Source organism: Pseudomonas sp. B21-041 (assembly GCF_024748675.1).
Classification (GTDB): domain Bacteria; phylum Pseudomonadota; class Gammaproteobacteria; order Pseudomonadales; family Pseudomonadaceae; genus Aquipseudomonas; species Aquipseudomonas neuropathica.
The window spans coordinates 3,894,809-3,909,647 of the sequence record NZ_CP087175.1 but is presented as its reverse complement, the minus strand read 5'-3'; the positions used below and the strand labels follow the sequence as shown (position 1 = coordinate 3,909,647).

Genomic DNA, 14,839 nt, shown 5'->3' with positions numbered 1-14,839 from the left:
CATTGTGATTGCGATGAAGCCGCAGAGTTATGCGACGCGGCGTTCGATCAGGCGATCAGCGCCACCTTCAGCAACACGACGTTCGATCAGGCGATCAGCGCCACCTTCAGCAACACGACGTTCGATCAGGCGATCAGCGCCACCTTCAGCAACGCGGCGTTCGATCAGGCGATCAGCGCCACCTTCAGCAACACGGCGTTCGATCAGACGATCAGCGCCACCTTCAGCAACACGACGTTCGATCAGGCGATCAGCGCCACCTTCAGCAACGCGGCGTTCGATCAGGCGATCAGCGCCACCTTCAGCAACACGGCGTTCGATCAGGCGATCAGCGCCACCTTCAGCAACACGACGTTCGATCAGGCGATCAGAACCGCCCTCAGCAACACGACTTTCAATCAACTTGTCCGAGCCGCCTTCTGCGACTTGGGTGTGTGCCGGGGTGGCGGCAAAAGCGTTAATGGCGAAAACCGAGAAAGCGATGCTGAGAAGGGTCTGGCGTTTCATGATCGTGTGCTCCGGGGTGTTGTTGGTTGGTATGGAGCTGATGTTACGCCGTGGAATTTTTATGAGAACTTCATTGCCGTGATGGTGAACATCGACCGCAATGATGGTTCACCAATCCCCCTTGTAGGAGCTGCCGCAGGCTGCGATCTTTTGATCTGGCCGTTTCTCAGCGCGAGTTCGCCGCCCGCACACACAACTCACCGGTCGCCCGTGTCAGGGCCAGTTCATGCAGCGCGTCGTGGGTCAGGCCGCTGCGCGCCTTGGCCAGCCACGCCGGGCAATTCGCATCATGGCGATACGGCGCGAAATCGGCGTATTGCTGCAGCAGGCGGGTTTGCAGTTCATCCAGACGCGGGCGAATCTGTTTTCCCAGGTCGGGGCGCGGGGTGTCCGGCGCGGCGCCGGACGCTTGCCATTGTGCGAGCAAACCGTACTGCACCAGTTTATTCGCCTCCATTTGCGCGGCGATCAGTTGCGCCACGTCTTCCGCGTCGAGCTGGCGCTCGGTGGCCAGCGTTCGCGCGTTGGCGATGACCTGCGCCTCACGAGGGCTGTCCTGAATTGGCTTGCCGCTGTCCCATTTGGTCAGCGCGACGAGGTCGCCAATGTTCAGGCGTTCGTTGAGTGTTTCCAGCAACGGCTTCAACGTTTCGGCGGGCGCGGCGGCGTGAGCGCTGGTGGTGAGCACGGCGAGGACGGTGGCGGTCAGCAGATGGGCAAAGCGCGGCATGAACAGAGCCTCAATGAGAGAAGTGAAAGTGGGCAGTTGTTTACCACAGCTCTGAACTTGCACCTACAGAACCGTGTCCGTTACACAGGCAGGGTCACCGGTCATAAACACCCAATTGAAATGTTAATTGCGCCCCGCGTGCAACTCACCGAAGCTATCCTCCATCAGCCCTCCCGCCGTCGAGATGGACCTCTATTCAATGCAAGCCGTCGCCCAACGCCCACTCTGGCACACCTACCTGCTGTTCCTCGCGCCGATGGTGCTGTCCAACTTTCTGCAATCGATGTCGGGCACGGTCAACAGCATCTACATCGGCCAGATGCTCGGCACCCAGGCGTTGGCGGCGGTGTCGGGGATGTTTCCCATCGTGTTCTTCTTTATCGCACTGGTGATCGGCCTCGGCGCTGGCGCCGGAGTGTTGATCGGTCAGGCGTGGGGCGCGCGTGAGCCGCACATGGTCAAGGCGATTGCCGGGGCGACGCTGCTGCTTGGGGTGTTGATCGGTCTGGTGGCGGCGGTGTTGGGCAGCGTGTTCGCGCGGCAGGCGCTGGCGGGGCTGGGGACGCCGGCGGATGTGCTCGACGATGCGGTGGCGTATGCCCATGTGATGATGTGGATCTTGCCGTCGCTGCTGGTGTTTGTGTTGTTCACCCAGCTGTTGCGCGGGGTCAGCGATACGCTGTCGCCGTTGCTGGCGCTGATGGTCTCGACCTGCGTCGGGCTGGCCTTGACCCCGGCGCTGATTCGCGGCTGGTTCGGCTTGCCGCAATTGGGTATTCAGAGTGCGGCGTACGCCGGGCTGGCCGGTAACCTGGCGGCGATGGCATGGCTGGCGTGGCGCCTGATTCGCAAAGGGCACCCGTTGGCGCCGGATCGGGAGTTCTTCACCGCGCTGCGCCTTGACGGGGCGATTCTCGGCAAGGTCTTGCGCATCGGCCTGCCGACCGGCGTGCAGATGATTGTGCTGTCGCTGTCGGAGCTGGTGATTCTGGCGCTGGTCAACCAGCACGGCTCGCAAGCGACGGCGGCGTATGGCGCAGTGACGCAGATCGTCAATTATGTGCAGTTCCCGGCGTTGTCGATTGCGATCACCGCGTCGATTCTCGGTGCACAGGCCATCGGCGCCGGGCGACTGGAGCGCATGGGGCCGATTCTGCGCACCGGGCTGTTGATCAACGTGTGCCTGACCGGCGGCTTGATCGTGCTCGGCTATCTGCTGTCGCACTGGTTGCTGGGGCTGTTCCTGACCGAGGATTCGACCCGGGCAATGGCTGAGCATCTGCTGCACATCATGCTGTGGAGCCTGTTGGTCTTTGGCTTCCAGGCCATCATCGGCGGGATCATGCGCGCCAGCGGCACAGTGTTGGTGCCGGTGATCATTGCGATCATTTGCGTTGTCGGTGTGCAACTGCCGGCGGCGTACTGGCTGGACGGCCAATATGGTTTGCAGGGCGTGTGGATGGCGTTTCCGGTGGCCTATCTGGGCATGCTGGTGTTGCAGACCCTTTATTACAAACTGGTCTGGCAGCATCAGAAGATCGAGCGGCTGGTGTAGGCGCTGGCGTAACAGTCGGATGTTTGCTTAATTCAATCGAGGCCCTCGACGGCAAGCCCCGCCTGGAGAATCCGATGTCGATCCGAATACTGCTGGCTGCCGCGAGTTCGCTGTGCGTCGTCTGTGCCGCGCAGGCTGACGAATACACGCGGGTCAACACCACCGCCAGCCAGATCAGCTTCACCTACAACCAGATGGGCTCGCGGGTTTACGGCACCTTCGGCAAGTTCGAGGCGACGCTGGACTTTGACACCGACAACCTCGCCGACGCCCACACCTCGTTGCATATCGACCTCACCAGCATTGATGCCGGCAGCGAAGACGCCAACACCGAACTGGTGAAACCGGCGTGGTTCGACACTGAAAAATTCCCCGTGGCGGTGTTCGAATCCAAGCGTTTTACCCAAGATCCAAAAATCAAAAATCTTTACTTGATCTACGGCCAGCTCACCCTCAAAGGCATTACCCGCGAAGTGCAGGTACCGGTGGAATTGAAACCGGACAACGCCATCGGCGTTTTCGACGGTGAGCTGGTGCTCAACCGTGACGAGTTCGGCCTCGGCGCGGGGGAGTGGGCGGACACCGTGGTGTCCAAGGACATCGCCATCAAATTCAAAGTGGTGGCGCCACAGCAGTGACGCCCGCCGTTGCAATCAATAGGCCCGCCAGTGCCCCGGCACCCAGCGCCATTGGTTGCCGCCCCAGCGATAGTGCCCGGCAACCCAGTGATAACCCGGCGCCGGCATCACCGGAACGACTTCGACCAGCGGCGGAGGCCGATGCGGACGGGCCGGCTCGACGACGCAACCGGACAACGTAACGGCCACCAGCGTGGCGGCCAGCAATGCTTTAACGGTCTTCGACATGGAGGTGTTCTCGCAAGAAGTGATGGTCAGGCTGTCGCGCATTCATCGCACCCAATGCCCCTCGACCCAGAACCAGTTTGGTCCGCGTGCCTGCCAGTGCCCGGGTTTCCAGCGCGCGTCGTACCTCACCGGTTGCCAGTGGCCGGGTATCCACACGTAACCGCGTCCTTGCCAGCGCCAATGACCTTGATCCCAGACATAACCGGGACGTGCGCCGGGCATCACTTCCATGCGCATCGGCGGTGGAGCTTGCTGGACGATCACCACCGGTTGCGCAAACACCGGGGCACTGCTCAGCGCCGCCAGCGTCAACGACACCAGCAGCAGGGTTTTTCGCCATTTGGACAGGGAACGCAAAACGCTCATGACAACTCCTCAAGGCCTGCGTTGAAAAGTGAACGCAGCTGCAGAATTGGATGCCTGATTTGCGAAAGATCCCGTCTGAGGTGGATGAAATTTTTTTCAGGGAGGGCGGTGCGAGAACGTCAGGATGGCGCCGCAGCAAGACGCCCGGCGCGCGTGATGGTTGTTGCCTGTGAGGCTGGACTCAATAAAACCGGTCTTGTTCTTTCATTGCCTGAATCTGCCAGAACGTCCTGCCCGAGATCAGCAGAAACAGCAGTGCGAGCAACACACCGCCGGTCATGATGTAGAAGCTCGTACGGTAACTCTGCAACTGGCTGGCGATACAGCTTTTATCCGGCATCCACGGCGACACCAGCAGGGTGATGGGGCCGTCGACTTCATATTGGGTATGCTCGACGTAGCGTTCGTCGGCGTGTTGCCCTTCATGGGTCTGGCCTTGGGCATCGGTGTATTGATAGTGAATGACCTTGCCATTGGCGTTCATTGGAATCTTTTCCAGTGCCGTGACGCTGCCGCGGGTTTCCACACCGTTGAAACTCAGCGCCCCATAAAGCATGCCCGACTTGTGCGCCATTGCAGCGAGCAGCAAAACCACGCAGCAAGCAACGGTCAGCATGACGATACGGTTGTAAAGGTGATCCTTGGCAGCTTCGCGCGGGTAGTACATGGCCGATCCCTGGTGGTGACATTTGTAGGAGACCGTTACATCGGCGCTCGGAACAGGAACTTTAGACGTCGAGCGCGTGCGTCACGGTATGATGTCGCGGCTCGTCGACCGCTGCGGCGGTCGGCAACGCTTTTTTGCCGTCGGAGTTCGTCATGCCACGCATCACCCACTACAAATCCCCATGCCCCGAGGCCGTCAACAGCCAGATCCTGCAGATGGTCGTCGACTACCTGACCGACATCAGCGCGGTCGGCCTCGGCCCGAGCAACCTGCTGTACAACGTCTATCAGTACGCAGTTGGCTATGAGGTGCATCTGTATCTCGAAGCGTTGAATGGCGAGAAGGGTATCGACGTGGAGTTGCTGGTGGCCACCGACGAGGATGATCCGGAGCAAGTGATCGGTTTTCTGTTGTACCTGCCGGTGCAGGGCGACTGGGAAGCCTGCAGCGTGGCCTACATGGCGGTGCGCGAAGGGCATCGGCGCCAGGGCGTGGCGCGGGCGATGATCGGTGAGATGGTCGGGCGTTATCCCCATGCGGAGCTGGCCTGCACGATCGGCAAAGTCCCGTACTTCGAAGCGTTGGGCTTTGAGGTGATTGGCCAGCGTGAAACCCAGGTGTTGATGAGCACCCGGCATTACCGCAGCAATGGCTTGCGCGGATTTATCGACACCACGCCGATTTACCGCTCGCTGGAAGTGCAGCAGATCCACACCTACCTGCTGCAGAAAAATGGCAAACGGGCGATGCTCGATGCCGAGAAACAGCGCGACCGGCACCTCGATCAGACCACTCGCCATGTCGAGGATTTTGTCCGCCAGCGCCTGACCGTGCACTGACCTCGCTTCGGCGAAAAAGCCCTTGCTGTGAATCGCGCAGCAAGGGCTTTTTTGTGGGCGCCATTCAGCCGGGTTTGACGTTCATGGTGATCCGCGCCGTGAACACGTGCTTGCCCTCGGTGTCGCGAATATCCACGGTGACGATCTTGTCGCCCTCGCTTTGCCAATCCACACCTTCACCACTGGCCACTGCCGTCACATCGGTTTTCGCCTTGGCCAGGTACTCCACGGTCATGCCTTTGGGGATCCAGCGTGCGCCGGCCGGGATCGATACATCGGTCATCATCCCGGCGGCGAGTTCTGCGGCGTTGCACATGGCAATGGCATGCACGGTGCCGAGGTGATTGGTGATCTCTCGACGGAACGGCACTTGCACCGTCGCCGCATTGGCGCGCAACTCGGTCACCAGCGGGTTGATGGTGCTGAAGTACGGCGCGACCTGGCAGGCCATCTGGCTGAAGGCTTGCGGACCTGCGCTGTTGAACATGCTGAGAAACTGACTCATGGAAACGCCTCGCGAAAAGTGAATTTGCAGAATGATGTTCCGTTGCAGAATAATATTCTGTAACGGAACGGTATTCGGTCTGCGGGAAATCTGTCAACCTGTGCGTGTTTTTTTCATGGGCACGACGTGTGCCTTTCAATCCGATTTTCAGGCAGTCAGCCGCATGGACACCGCAGATCTACTGGAACGCAGTTACCCCGGCCGTCGCGCCGAACTCAAGCGCGATATCTTTCGCAAGGCGCTGAGCCTGTTCAATGAACAGGGGATCGAGGCCACCACCATCGACATGATTCGCGCCGAGTGCGACACCAGCGTCGGGGCGATCTATCACCATTTCGGTAACAAGGAGGGCTTGGTCGCCGCATTGTTTTTCACCGCGCTGGAGGATCAGGCGCGCCTGCGCGATGCCTATCTGGAGGCTGCGAAAACCACCGAGGAAGGTGTGCAGGCGCTGGTGTTCAGCTACGTCGATTGGGTCGAACGTCAACCGCAGTGGGCGCGCTTCCAGTACCACGCACGATTTGCCGTGACCAAAGGGCCGTTCAAAGACGAACTGACCGAGCGCAACAAGACCCGCAATCTGCGTCTGCGCGACTGGCTGGCCGAATCGGGACGCGCTGCCGAACTCAAGGCGCTGCCCGCCGAACTGTTGCCGTCGTTGATCATCGGCCAGGCCGACAGTTACTGCCGCGCCTGGTTGGCCGGACGAGTGAAGGGCAGCCCGGCGGACTATCGCGAGTTGCTGGCACAAGCGGCCTGGCGCTCGATTTGCGCCGACGCGCCGCCGGACTGCTGATTTACGCAGACAAAAAAAGAGCCTCAAAGCTCTTTGATGGGGAGGAAGTGGAGCCCGTGAGGCTCAAGGTGCGCATGAAGCAAGGCACGGGCTTGATTGGGGTTCAGAGCACCCGTGCCTACGCAGTGCTCGAAGAACGGAGCTACTGCGTGATTCCATCGTAGGAGTGTGCAAGTGGCGGCTCAAGTACCGCCAGTCGCCCGGGCAACTAGACGCTGGCCTCTTTCATGAATGCTCACAGACTCCCTGTAGGAGCTGCCGAAGGCTGCGATCTTTTGATCTTGTCTTTTAAAAGCAAAATCAAAAGATCGCAGCCTCCGGCAGCTCCTACAGTGTTTTTGCGCTGTCAACGGGTGCCAGGCCAGCCTGATTTTTCGAGGGCAGCGAGCAGGGTTTCGGCATCCAGTCCCGGCACCGAGTGACCGTTGCCTTCGGTGCTGTCACTGGCCAGCAAGGCATTGATGATCGCTTCCTCAACCGCCTCGGTCGCGGCCAGGAACAACTCGCTGATATGGTCATTGTTGACCATGCGCAAGCCGTCGCAGGTCGGCGCGCCTTTGCCTTCGTACGCCGCCGGTGGCACATGAGCGTTGCCGGTGGCGAAGGCGATGAAGATGTCGCCGCTATGATCCTCGTTGCCGCCGCCGGTGCGCGCCAGACCGAGGCTCGCACGCTGCGCCAGACGCGTGCATTGATGAGGCAACAGCGGCGCATCGGTGGCCAGACAGACGACGATCGAACCCATGCCCGGATGTGGCAACGATGCCCGCAAGAACGGCGAATCTTTCTGTTCCATGTAGCGCCCGACCGGGTAGCCATCGACCCGCAGTTCGCTGCAAATGCCGTGGTTGGCCTGGACGATCGCGCCGACGGTCCAGCCGCCCTGCGCAGCGCTCAAGCGCCGCGACGAGGTGCCGATGCCACCCTTGAATTCATGGCAGATCATGCCGCTGCCACCGCCGACGGCGCCTTCCACCACTGGGCCGTTGACCGCATTTTTCAGGGCTTCAGCCACATGCGCGGGCTGCACGTGAAAACCGTTGATATCGTTGAGCAAGCCGTCAAAGGTTTCCAGCACCACTGGCATGTTCCAGTAGAGACGGCCGTCGTCGGGTTGCTGCTGACGATCCAGGACAACCAAGGCATCGCGCACCACACCGAGGCTGTGGGTGTTGGTGAAGGCAATCGGGCTGGTCAGCAGACCCGCCTCGCGAATCCATTCAAGCCCGGTGGCGTCACCATTGCCGTTGAGCACATGCACGCCAGCAAAACACGGTTGCTGATTGGTCGAACCCGGACGCGGTTCGATCAGCGTCACGCCGGTGCAGATATCCCGTCCGGCGCTGCTGCGTCCGCGCACATTGCCGTGGCCGACGCGTACGCCGGGTACATCAGTGATGGCGTTGAGCGGGCCAGGATGCAGTTGACCGATGCGGATGTTGAGGTCACGGGCACGAGGTTTCATTGATTTCTGTCTCTCTAAAAAATGCAGGGTTGTTCACCGCCCCTGTGGGAGCGAGCCTGCTCGCGAAGGCGTCGGCACTTTCAACACATCAGTGCCTGACCCACCGCTTTCGCGAGCAGGCTCGCTCCCACAGGGTTTGGTGAAATGTTCAAAAGGGGTTACTGGCCGTTCTTGACCTTGCTCCACACCCGCGTGCGCACCCGTTCGGTGGCTTTGGGCAGGGGTTCAAGGGTGTACAGCGTGGCCATCGCCGTGGCCGATGGATAAACCGCCGGGTTGTCCCGCGTGGCGGCGGCCACCAGCGCTGTCGCGGCGCGATTGCCATTGGGGTACGACAGATGATCACTGACCGGCGCGATCACTTCGGGGCGCAGCAGATAGTCGATAAACGCCAGCCCTTGGGGCCGATTCGGCGCGTCCTTGAGCAGCACCAACGTGTCGAACCACACCGGCGCGCCTTCCTTGGGCAGGCTGTAGGCGATCTTCACGCCGTTGTTGGCCTGCTCGGCATTGGTCTTGGCCTCGAGCATCGCCCCGGACCAACCGACCGCCACGCAAATGTTGCCGTTGGACAGGTCGCTGATGAATTTCGACGAGTTGAAATAGGCGATGTGCGGGCGCAGTTTCAGCAGTAGCGCTTCGGCTTTTTTATAGTCTTCGGGATCGGTGCTGTTGGGGGGCAAGCCGAGATAGTGCAGGGCGACCGGCAGCATCTCCGACGGCGAATCGAGCATCGCCACGCCGCACTGGCCGAGTTTGGCGAGGTTGGCTTCGTTGAACACCAGATCCCACGAATCCACCGGTGCCTTGTCGCCTAGCGCTGCGCGCACCTTGTCGACGTTGTAACCGATGCCGTTGGTGCCCCACAGATACGGCACGGCGTATTGATTGCCGGGATCGTTGTTGGCCAGTTTTGCCAACAAATCGGCATCAAGATTCTTCCAGCCCGGCAGTTGCTCGCGTGGCAGCGGGGCCAGCGCGCCGGCCTTGATCAGCGTCGGCAGGCTGAAGTTGCTTGCCACCACCACATCGTAGCCGCTGCGACTGGTCATCAATTTGCCTTCGAGGACTTCGGCACTGTCGAAGGTGTCGTAGACCGGCTGGATACCGCTGTCGCGCTGGAAGTCGTGGAGGGTGTTCGGGCCGATGTAGTCGTACCAGTTGTAGACGTGCACGCTCGGCGCGTCAGCGGCCATGGCGATCGAGCTGGCGCCAATACCGGCCAGCAGGCCCAGTTGAATGCTGAGGTTGATACAGCCACGGTGACCACGCATGATGCGGCACTCCTGGCCTGTGCAGGCCGGTGATGAACAGGAGTGGTCAGCCTATCGGGCCGGTCACGCCTGACCCATTCCCATCATGGGTTACTCAAAAGGGGTAGTGCGTGGACGCGTTGCTGCAGGAACTGCCAGTGCATCAGAGCCTGGCGCGGGTATTTGCCGGTGTCGGTCAGGACGGTTTCTGGCGTGCGCTGGTAGACACGTTGCGGCTGCTGGTGCCGCTGGACAACGCGCTGGTGGCGTTGATGAAAGCCGGGCAGGCGCCGCAATTGCTGATCGACTTCGACAGCAAGGGCCGTCCCGACGAGGAGGAAGAACTGGCCGGTTACAGCGCCGGGATGTACCTGCTTGATCCGTTTTACCAGAGCGCCTCGACCGGCATTGCTGATGGTTTGCACAGCCTCGCCTCGGTGGCGCCGGACCAGTTTCTGCACAGCGAGTATTACCTGAGCTACTTTCGTTCGGTGGTGGGCGAGGACGAGTTGCAGTTCATGATCAACGTCGAGGGCGGCGTGCTCGGCTTGTCATTGGGCCGTTCGACGCCGTTCGACATGGCCGAGCAGGGCAGGTTGCTGTGCGTGCGCGATTGGGTGCTGGCGGCGATGCGTCGGCATGTGCAGTTGTTGCCGCCGCAGGGCGCGGTGGCGGAAACGCCAGTCGGTGATCTGGCAACGTTGCTTGACCGCTTCGACGCGCGGCTGACGGTGCGTGAGGTCGATACGGCGCGGCTGATTTTGCAGGGCTTCTCCAGCAAGGCAATGGCCCAGCAGATGGGCATTTCGCCGGAGACGGTCAAGGTGCATCGGCGCAATCTTTATCACAAGCTCAATGTCACCGGGCATGGCGAGTTGTTTGCTTTGGTGCTGCGCCCACCAACTCCCTGACCCAACACAATCCCCCTGTAGGAGTGAGCCTGCTCGCGATAGCGGTGTGTCAGATATCACCTATTTGACTGATAGACCGCTATCGCGAGCAGGCTCACTCCTACAAGGGATCTTCGGGGTGTCAGATAGTGCGCTGGAAGATCAGGGCCTTGAGACCGCTTTCAGGATCTATGTCTGGAAACTCCGGCGGATTCTCCAGTCGCTCTACAAAGCGCAGACTCGGTGCTTCCTGAGTCACGCCATCAATCAGAAAGTCCGAACCGAATGCCGGGTCGTTCATGCACGCCAGCACTGTGCCTTGCGCCGTGAGCAATTCCGGCAAGCGGCGCAGCACGCGCTGGTAATCCTTGGTCAGCAGGAAGCTGCCTTTCTGGAACGACGGCGGGTCGATGATCACCAGGTCATACGGGCCGCTGTTGATCACCTTGCCCCACGACTTGAACAGGTCGTGGCCGAGGAAACTGACTTTGCTCAGATCATGGCCGTTCAAGCGATGATTGTCGCGGCCACGGCTCAGGGCCGCGCGGGACATGTCCAGGTTGACCACATGACTGGCGCCGCCCTCGATGGCCGCCACGGAAAAACCGCAGGTGTAGGCAAACAGATTGAGCACACGTTTGCCGTTGGCCTGCTCGCGCACCCAGTTGCGCCCGTAACGCATGTCGAGAAACAGCCCGGCGTTCTGTTTGCGCCCCAGGTCGACGCGGTACTGCAAGCCGCCCTCGACGATGCTCATTTCTTCGATTTCATCGCCCAGCAACCATTCGGCAGTGCTCTGTGGCAAGTAGCGATGCTGGATCAGCAACGTGTGCGCGCCAGACTGTTTCCATTCGGCGGAATCTGTGAGACCCAGCAGCAACGCTTTGAGATTGTCCAGTTGCTCAGGCGCCGGTTCCTTGAACAGCGACACCAGCACCACGCCTTGCAGCCAGTCCACGGTCAACTGCTCCAGCCCGGCCCAGCAGCGACCGCGCCCGTGGAACAGGCGACGGGTTTCGCTCGGTGCAGCCGCGAGGGCCGGCAGCAGATGGGCGTGGAGGGTGGCGAGGGCTTCAGGGTTCATCGGTCAGAATCGGCAAGCAAAAGGGCCGGCATTTTAACCACAAATACACCGTCGCGAACGATTGCCGCTGACGGGCAAAAACGCCGTTTCGCAAAAGACCTGTATCAAAAGTGAATTTCTGCAGAGCCCGCTGCTCATACCAGTTAAGCAGCGGATTCAAGCCGCTAAATCGTTAATGCAATTCAGGGAGTGCAGTTCCATGTGCCCAATACCTACGGCGAGCGCGCACCTTCCTGACGGATTGATTCTGGTGGTTGAGGATGATCCGTTGATTCTGGAGTTTCTCTGCGAAATTCTTCAGGAGGAAGGTTTCAAAGTCGAGCCACGTACCAGCGCGGATGACGCCAAGCTGTATCTGGAAGAGCACGCGCCGGAAGTGGCCTTGCTGCTGACCGACATCACCATGCCCGGCGAAATCAATGGCGCCGGGTTGGCCAATCTGGTCGGCGAACGCTGGCCGGACAAGCCGGTCATGGTCATGTCCGGCTATGAAACCCCGGAGACGTCGGGGGTCAAACACCCGGTGGCGTTCATCAAGAAGCCGTGGGCCATCGGCCAGTTACTCGACTGCGTGGATAGCGCGTTCAAGTCCAAGGCTCCGCGCCTGCACTGAGATGCCGGGACGAATCGCCGGGCAAAAATGCTACATTGCCCGGCCAATCCGCCCAGTCTTGTCAAAGGATGCGATCTTTTGTCTGCTCACGATAACGTCTTCGATCGCGCGTTCGGCGCGTTTCTGTTCGACATGGACGGCACCGTCCTTAACTCCATCGCCGCCGCCGAGCGGATCTGGGCAGCCTGGGCCGTGCGCCATGGCGTCGATGTGGAAACGTTTTTGCCGACCATTCATGGTGTGCGCGCGATCGACACCATCACCCGGCTGAACCTGCCGGGGGTGGATGCCGAGGCGCAAGCGGCGTTCATCACCGAGGCGGAAATCGAAGACGTCGAAGGCATTGTCGAGATACCCGGCGCGGCGAGATTTCTCAATAGCCTGCCCAAAGATCGCTGGGCGATGGTGACGTCGGCGCCACGGGATCTGGCGTTGCGGCGCATGGCGGCGGCGGGGATTCCAACGCCTGCGGTGATGATCACCGCTGAAGATGTGAAGGCGGGTAAACCCGACCCGGCCGGCTATTTACTGGCGGCCCAACGACTGGGCCTGGAGCCGCATGATTGCCTGATCTTTGAAGACGCCACCGTCGGTATTCAGGCTGCCGAAGCGGCCGGTGCACCGCTGATGATCATCACCACGACGCATCAGCATCCGCTGGAAACGGCCCATGCGACGCTGGCCAGTTATGCTGCGGTGCAGGTCAAGGTCGACAACGACGGCAAACTTCACCTGCAAAAAAACTGACACAACACAGTCCCTGTGGGAGCTGGCTTGCCAGCGATGAGGCCCTGTCAGTCACTATAAATTTGACTGAACTACCGCTATCGCTGGCAAGCCAGCTCCCACAGGGTTAAGTGTTGCCCTGTGGTCAGTAAACCCCCGGCACCAACCGCCAGCTCCGTGCGCAATAAGCGTCGTACTCCGTGCCAAACTGCGCCCGCAGCAGGGCTTCTTCCGAGTGAATCCGGGCAATCAACGGGATCAACGTCAGCGCCGCCAGCATCAACCCGACCACCGAACGAAACGCCAATGCCCAGCCCACGGCATTGATCAACAACCCCAGATAACTCGGATTGCGCAGCCGTTGATAAATGCCATCGGTGACTAACCGATGCCCCGGTTGAATCGCCACCAGTCCGCTGAAACGCCGTCCCAGCACAAACACCGGCCACAACCGCAGCACGCCGCCGACGATAAACAGCAATGCGCCGAGCCAGCGCACGCCTTCACCGCCCAGCGTCCAGAAATTCACCCGGTCGCAGTAAGCCGGCAGAAAACCACTGAGCAGCCCGATCACACCGAACGCCGGAATCACCCAGCGATTGGCGCGGTCTTCGCGCTCGCCAGTGCTCAGGTTGATCTCACTGAACAGCGAAGCAATCACCATCGCCACCGTCGCCAATGCGACGATCACCAGCGAACCGTGGGAAAAGAACATCGCCACACCACCAATGCCCCACACCGCCAGGCCGAGGTAGGCGAGGGTGGCGAGTACCGCGACGACGGTCATTTGTGCGGACATTCTCATGGCGATCTCACGGCTGGATGCTGATCTGATGAGTGTAGATCCACCGCAAAACCTGTGGGAGCGAGCCTGCTCGCGAAGGCTTTGGGTCAGTCACATTCGATGTTGGATGTGCCGGCCCCTTCGCGAGCAGGCTCGCTCCCACAGGTTATGGGGTAGATTTCAATTCTGTGAACGACACGAATTCCTGTGGGAGCGAGCTTGCTCGCGAAGAGGCCCTGTCAGTCAGCGGCTATCTCACCGTCAGTCAGGACTTTGCGGAAGGTCTCGACCAATGGCCGCAGATTGATCCGGTGCCACGCCGCCCACAACGGCGTGGTCAACGTCAGCCACGGCAGTTCGCGCAGCACCACACCCGGCGGTGCGTTATGGCTCAGGCCTTTTTGAATCATCGCAATCCCCAGCCCCGACGCCACCAGACCCAGCGCGGTAAACGGTTCGGTCGCCTGCATGCGCACATCCGGGGTGAAGCCGGCGCGAATGCAGGCGCTGGCAAACTCATCTTTGGCATCCTGACGCGGCTGCACGCCGATCCATTCCTGATCGGCCAGATCCTCGGGACTCAACGCCGCTTGCTGCGCCAAACGATGCTGCTCCGGCAACGCCAGCAGCATCGGGTCATCGAGCACCTGGAAACTCAGCAGATCCGGATCGTCATCGGTCGGCGGCTCGCTCACCAACGCGATATCGAGACTACGCTGTCGCAAGCCCTCCAATTGCTCGGCGGAGCTGAGGTTGTACAACGCGACGTGTACGTTGGGACGATCCGCGCGTAACACGCGCAAGGCATTGGGCAAGACGCCGGCGTGCATAGCATTTTCGATATAGCCGATGCACAAACCGCCTTCTTCGCCACGACCCAGGCGTTTGCCGAGGGATTCCAGGCGATTGGCGTGGGTGAGCAGGGCGCGGGTTTCGGCGAGGAAGGTCTGGCCGTCGCGGGTCAGGCGAATGCGTTGCTGACTGCGCTCGAACAACGTCAGGCCCAGGCGCTCTTCGAGCTGGGCGATCTGCCGGCTCAGCGGCGACTGGGAAATATGCAGCCGTTCGGCGGCGCGGCCGACGTGTTCTTCCTCGGCGACTACAACGAAGTAGCGCAATTGGCGGATGTCGATCATGTCAGACCTATAGGGACTCAAGTGCTGCAGATTATGTCTTGGACGGTCTCGGTGTCG

The 14,839-nt window shown here is 60.6% G+C and carries 18 protein-coding genes; 7 read left to right on the top strand and 11 right to left on the bottom strand.

Annotated features, from left to right (window positions below):
* Positions 1 to 27: 27 nt before the first annotated feature.
* Positions 28 to 507 (bottom strand): phage infection protein, encoded by a 480-nt coding sequence (locus LOY43_RS17195; RefSeq protein ID WP_258708449.1) that lies wholly within the window; start codon positions 505 to 507, stop codon positions 28 to 30.
* Positions 508 to 673: 166 nt separating this feature from the next.
* Positions 674 to 1,237, bottom strand: a complete 564-nt coding sequence (locus LOY43_RS17190) for a chorismate mutase (protein WP_220556470.1) — start codon at positions 1,235 to 1,237, stop codon at positions 674 to 676.
* A 199-nt stretch (positions 1,238 to 1,436) separates the two neighbouring features.
* Between LOY43_RS17190 and LOY43_RS17185 the strand changes: the two genes are divergently transcribed.
* Both LOY43_RS17185 and LOY43_RS17180 read left to right on the top strand, forming a co-directional pair.
* A complete protein-coding gene (locus tag LOY43_RS17185; RefSeq protein WP_220556469.1) occupies positions 1,437 to 2,792 on the top strand; it encodes an MATE family efflux transporter in 1,356 nt (451 codons plus the stop codon).
* Between the two features lie 74 nt (positions 2,793 to 2,866).
* Positions 2,867 to 3,430: a YceI family protein gene (locus tag LOY43_RS17180; protein ID WP_095048036.1), complete on the top strand. Its 564-nt coding sequence runs from the start codon at positions 2,867 to 2,869 to the stop codon at positions 3,428 to 3,430.
* A 15-nt stretch (positions 3,431 to 3,445) separates the two neighbouring features.
* On the opposite strand, the gene LOY43_RS17175 is transcribed toward LOY43_RS17180, so the two are convergent.
* From LOY43_RS17175 to LOY43_RS17165, 3 genes are all read right to left on the bottom strand, one after another.
* Positions 3,446 to 3,658, bottom strand: a complete 213-nt coding sequence (locus tag LOY43_RS17175; RefSeq protein ID WP_007908149.1) for a YXWGXW repeat-containing protein — start codon at positions 3,656 to 3,658, stop codon at positions 3,446 to 3,448.
* A gap of 42 nt (positions 3,659 to 3,700) precedes the next feature.
* On the bottom strand, positions 3,701 to 4,024 hold the full coding sequence (locus tag LOY43_RS17170) for a YXWGXW repeat-containing protein (protein ID WP_258708448.1): 324 nt from the start codon (positions 4,022 to 4,024) through the stop codon (positions 3,701 to 3,703).
* 181 nt (positions 4,025 to 4,205) lie between these two features.
* A complete protein-coding gene (locus LOY43_RS17165) occupies positions 4,206 to 4,691 on the bottom strand; it encodes a DUF3592 domain-containing protein (RefSeq protein WP_093441138.1) in 486 nt (161 codons plus the stop codon).
* A 152-nt stretch (positions 4,692 to 4,843) separates the two neighbouring features.
* On the opposite strand from LOY43_RS17165, the gene LOY43_RS17160 reads away from it, so the two are divergent.
* Positions 4,844 to 5,530, top strand: coding sequence for a GNAT family N-acetyltransferase (locus tag LOY43_RS17160; RefSeq protein ID WP_095048104.1), 687 nt, complete (start codon positions 4,844 to 4,846; stop codon positions 5,528 to 5,530).
* A gap of 64 nt (positions 5,531 to 5,594) precedes the next feature.
* Here the strand turns inward: LOY43_RS17160 and LOY43_RS17155 are convergent, their stop codons facing one another.
* A complete protein-coding gene (locus tag LOY43_RS17155; protein ID WP_258708447.1) occupies positions 5,595 to 6,035 on the bottom strand; it encodes a hotdog fold domain-containing protein in 441 nt (146 codons plus the stop codon).
* 163 nt (positions 6,036 to 6,198) lie between these two features.
* On the opposite strand from LOY43_RS17155, the gene LOY43_RS17150 reads away from it, so the two are divergent.
* Positions 6,199 to 6,831, top strand: a complete 633-nt coding sequence (locus tag LOY43_RS17150) for a TetR/AcrR family transcriptional regulator (RefSeq protein ID WP_007908165.1) — start codon at positions 6,199 to 6,201, stop codon at positions 6,829 to 6,831.
* A 346-nt stretch (positions 6,832 to 7,177) separates the two neighbouring features.
* On the opposite strand, the gene LOY43_RS17145 is transcribed toward LOY43_RS17150, so the two are convergent.
* Together LOY43_RS17145 and LOY43_RS17140 are read right to left on the bottom strand one after the other, a co-directional pair.
* The gene (locus LOY43_RS17145; RefSeq protein ID WP_258708446.1) at positions 7,178 to 8,296 is read right to left on the bottom strand and encodes a P1 family peptidase; all 1,119 of its coding nucleotides are present in this window, start codon (positions 8,294 to 8,296) and stop codon (positions 7,178 to 7,180) included.
* A 158-nt stretch (positions 8,297 to 8,454) separates the two neighbouring features.
* Positions 8,455 to 9,570 carry an extracellular solute-binding protein gene (locus tag LOY43_RS17140; protein WP_258708445.1) on the bottom strand — a complete coding sequence of 372 codons (1,116 nt, stop codon included), beginning with the start codon at positions 9,568 to 9,570 and terminating at the stop codon, positions 8,455 to 8,457.
* Between the two features lie 110 nt (positions 9,571 to 9,680).
* Between LOY43_RS17140 and LOY43_RS17135 the strand changes: the two genes are divergently transcribed.
* A complete protein-coding gene (locus LOY43_RS17135) occupies positions 9,681 to 10,460 on the top strand; it encodes a helix-turn-helix transcriptional regulator (RefSeq protein ID WP_258708444.1) in 780 nt (259 codons plus the stop codon).
* Positions 10,461 to 10,581: 121 nt separating this feature from the next.
* Here the strand turns inward: LOY43_RS17135 and LOY43_RS17130 are convergent, their stop codons facing one another.
* A complete protein-coding gene (locus LOY43_RS17130) occupies positions 10,582 to 11,523 on the bottom strand; it encodes a class I SAM-dependent methyltransferase (RefSeq protein WP_095124522.1) in 942 nt (313 codons plus the stop codon).
* A gap of 199 nt (positions 11,524 to 11,722) precedes the next feature.
* On the opposite strand from LOY43_RS17130, the gene LOY43_RS17125 reads away from it, so the two are divergent.
* The gene (locus LOY43_RS17125) at positions 11,723 to 12,136 is read left to right on the top strand and encodes a response regulator (protein WP_095048027.1); all 414 of its coding nucleotides are present in this window, start codon (positions 11,723 to 11,725) and stop codon (positions 12,134 to 12,136) included.
* A gap of 78 nt (positions 12,137 to 12,214) precedes the next feature.
* Positions 12,215 to 12,883: an HAD family hydrolase gene (locus tag LOY43_RS17120; RefSeq protein WP_095124523.1), complete on the top strand. Its 669-nt coding sequence runs from the start codon at positions 12,215 to 12,217 to the stop codon at positions 12,881 to 12,883.
* A 124-nt stretch (positions 12,884 to 13,007) separates the two neighbouring features.
* Here the strand turns inward: LOY43_RS17120 and LOY43_RS17115 are convergent, their stop codons facing one another.
* On the bottom strand, positions 13,008 to 13,667 hold the full coding sequence (locus tag LOY43_RS17115; RefSeq protein WP_258708443.1) for an isoprenylcysteine carboxylmethyltransferase family protein: 660 nt from the start codon (positions 13,665 to 13,667) through the stop codon (positions 13,008 to 13,010).
* Positions 13,668 to 13,885: 218 nt separating this feature from the next.
* The gene (locus LOY43_RS17110; RefSeq protein WP_095048024.1) at positions 13,886 to 14,782 is read right to left on the bottom strand and encodes a LysR substrate-binding domain-containing protein; all 897 of its coding nucleotides are present in this window, start codon (positions 14,780 to 14,782) and stop codon (positions 13,886 to 13,888) included.
* Between the last annotated feature and the right edge of the window lie 57 nt (positions 14,783 to 14,839).

Coding starts and splice junctions, on each gene's coding strand:
- LOY43_RS17170 (WP_258708448.1), bottom strand. CDS start 4,024: ATGAGCGTTTTGCGTTCCCTGTCCAAATGGCGAAAAACCCTGCTGCTG.
- LOY43_RS17130 (WP_095124522.1), bottom strand. CDS start 11,523: ATGAACCCTGAAGCCCTCGCCACCCTCCACGCCCATCTGCTGCCGGCC.
- LOY43_RS17110 (WP_095048024.1), bottom strand. CDS start 14,782: ATGATCGACATCCGCCAATTGCGCTACTTCGTTGTAGTCGCCGAGGAA.
- LOY43_RS17125 (WP_095048027.1), top strand. CDS start 11,723: ATGTGCCCAATACCTACGGCGAGCGCGCACCTTCCTGACGGATTGATT.
- LOY43_RS17140 (WP_258708445.1), bottom strand. CDS start 9,570: ATGCGTGGTCACCGTGGCTGTATCAACCTCAGCATTCAACTGGGCCTG.
- LOY43_RS17150 (WP_007908165.1), top strand. CDS start 6,199: ATGGACACCGCAGATCTACTGGAACGCAGTTACCCCGGCCGTCGCGCC.
- LOY43_RS17165 (WP_093441138.1), bottom strand. CDS start 4,691: ATGTACTACCCGCGCGAAGCTGCCAAGGATCACCTTTACAACCGTATC.
- LOY43_RS17195 (WP_258708449.1), bottom strand. CDS start 507: ATGAAACGCCAGACCCTTCTCAGCATCGCTTTCTCGGTTTTCGCCATT.
- LOY43_RS17175 (WP_007908149.1), bottom strand. CDS start 3,658: ATGTCGAAGACCGTTAAAGCATTGCTGGCCGCCACGCTGGTGGCCGTT.
- LOY43_RS17180 (WP_095048036.1), top strand. CDS start 2,867: ATGTCGATCCGAATACTGCTGGCTGCCGCGAGTTCGCTGTGCGTCGTC.
- LOY43_RS17185 (WP_220556469.1), top strand. CDS start 1,437: ATGCAAGCCGTCGCCCAACGCCCACTCTGGCACACCTACCTGCTGTTC.
- LOY43_RS17155 (WP_258708447.1), bottom strand. CDS start 6,035: ATGAGTCAGTTTCTCAGCATGTTCAACAGCGCAGGTCCGCAAGCCTTC.
- LOY43_RS17190 (WP_220556470.1), bottom strand. CDS start 1,237: ATGCCGCGCTTTGCCCATCTGCTGACCGCCACCGTCCTCGCCGTGCTC.
- LOY43_RS17160 (WP_095048104.1), top strand. CDS start 4,844: ATGCCACGCATCACCCACTACAAATCCCCATGCCCCGAGGCCGTCAAC.
- LOY43_RS17145 (WP_258708446.1), bottom strand. CDS start 8,296: ATGAAACCTCGTGCCCGTGACCTCAACATCCGCATCGGTCAACTGCAT.
- LOY43_RS17115 (WP_258708443.1), bottom strand. CDS start 13,667: ATGAGAATGTCCGCACAAATGACCGTCGTCGCGGTACTCGCCACCCTC.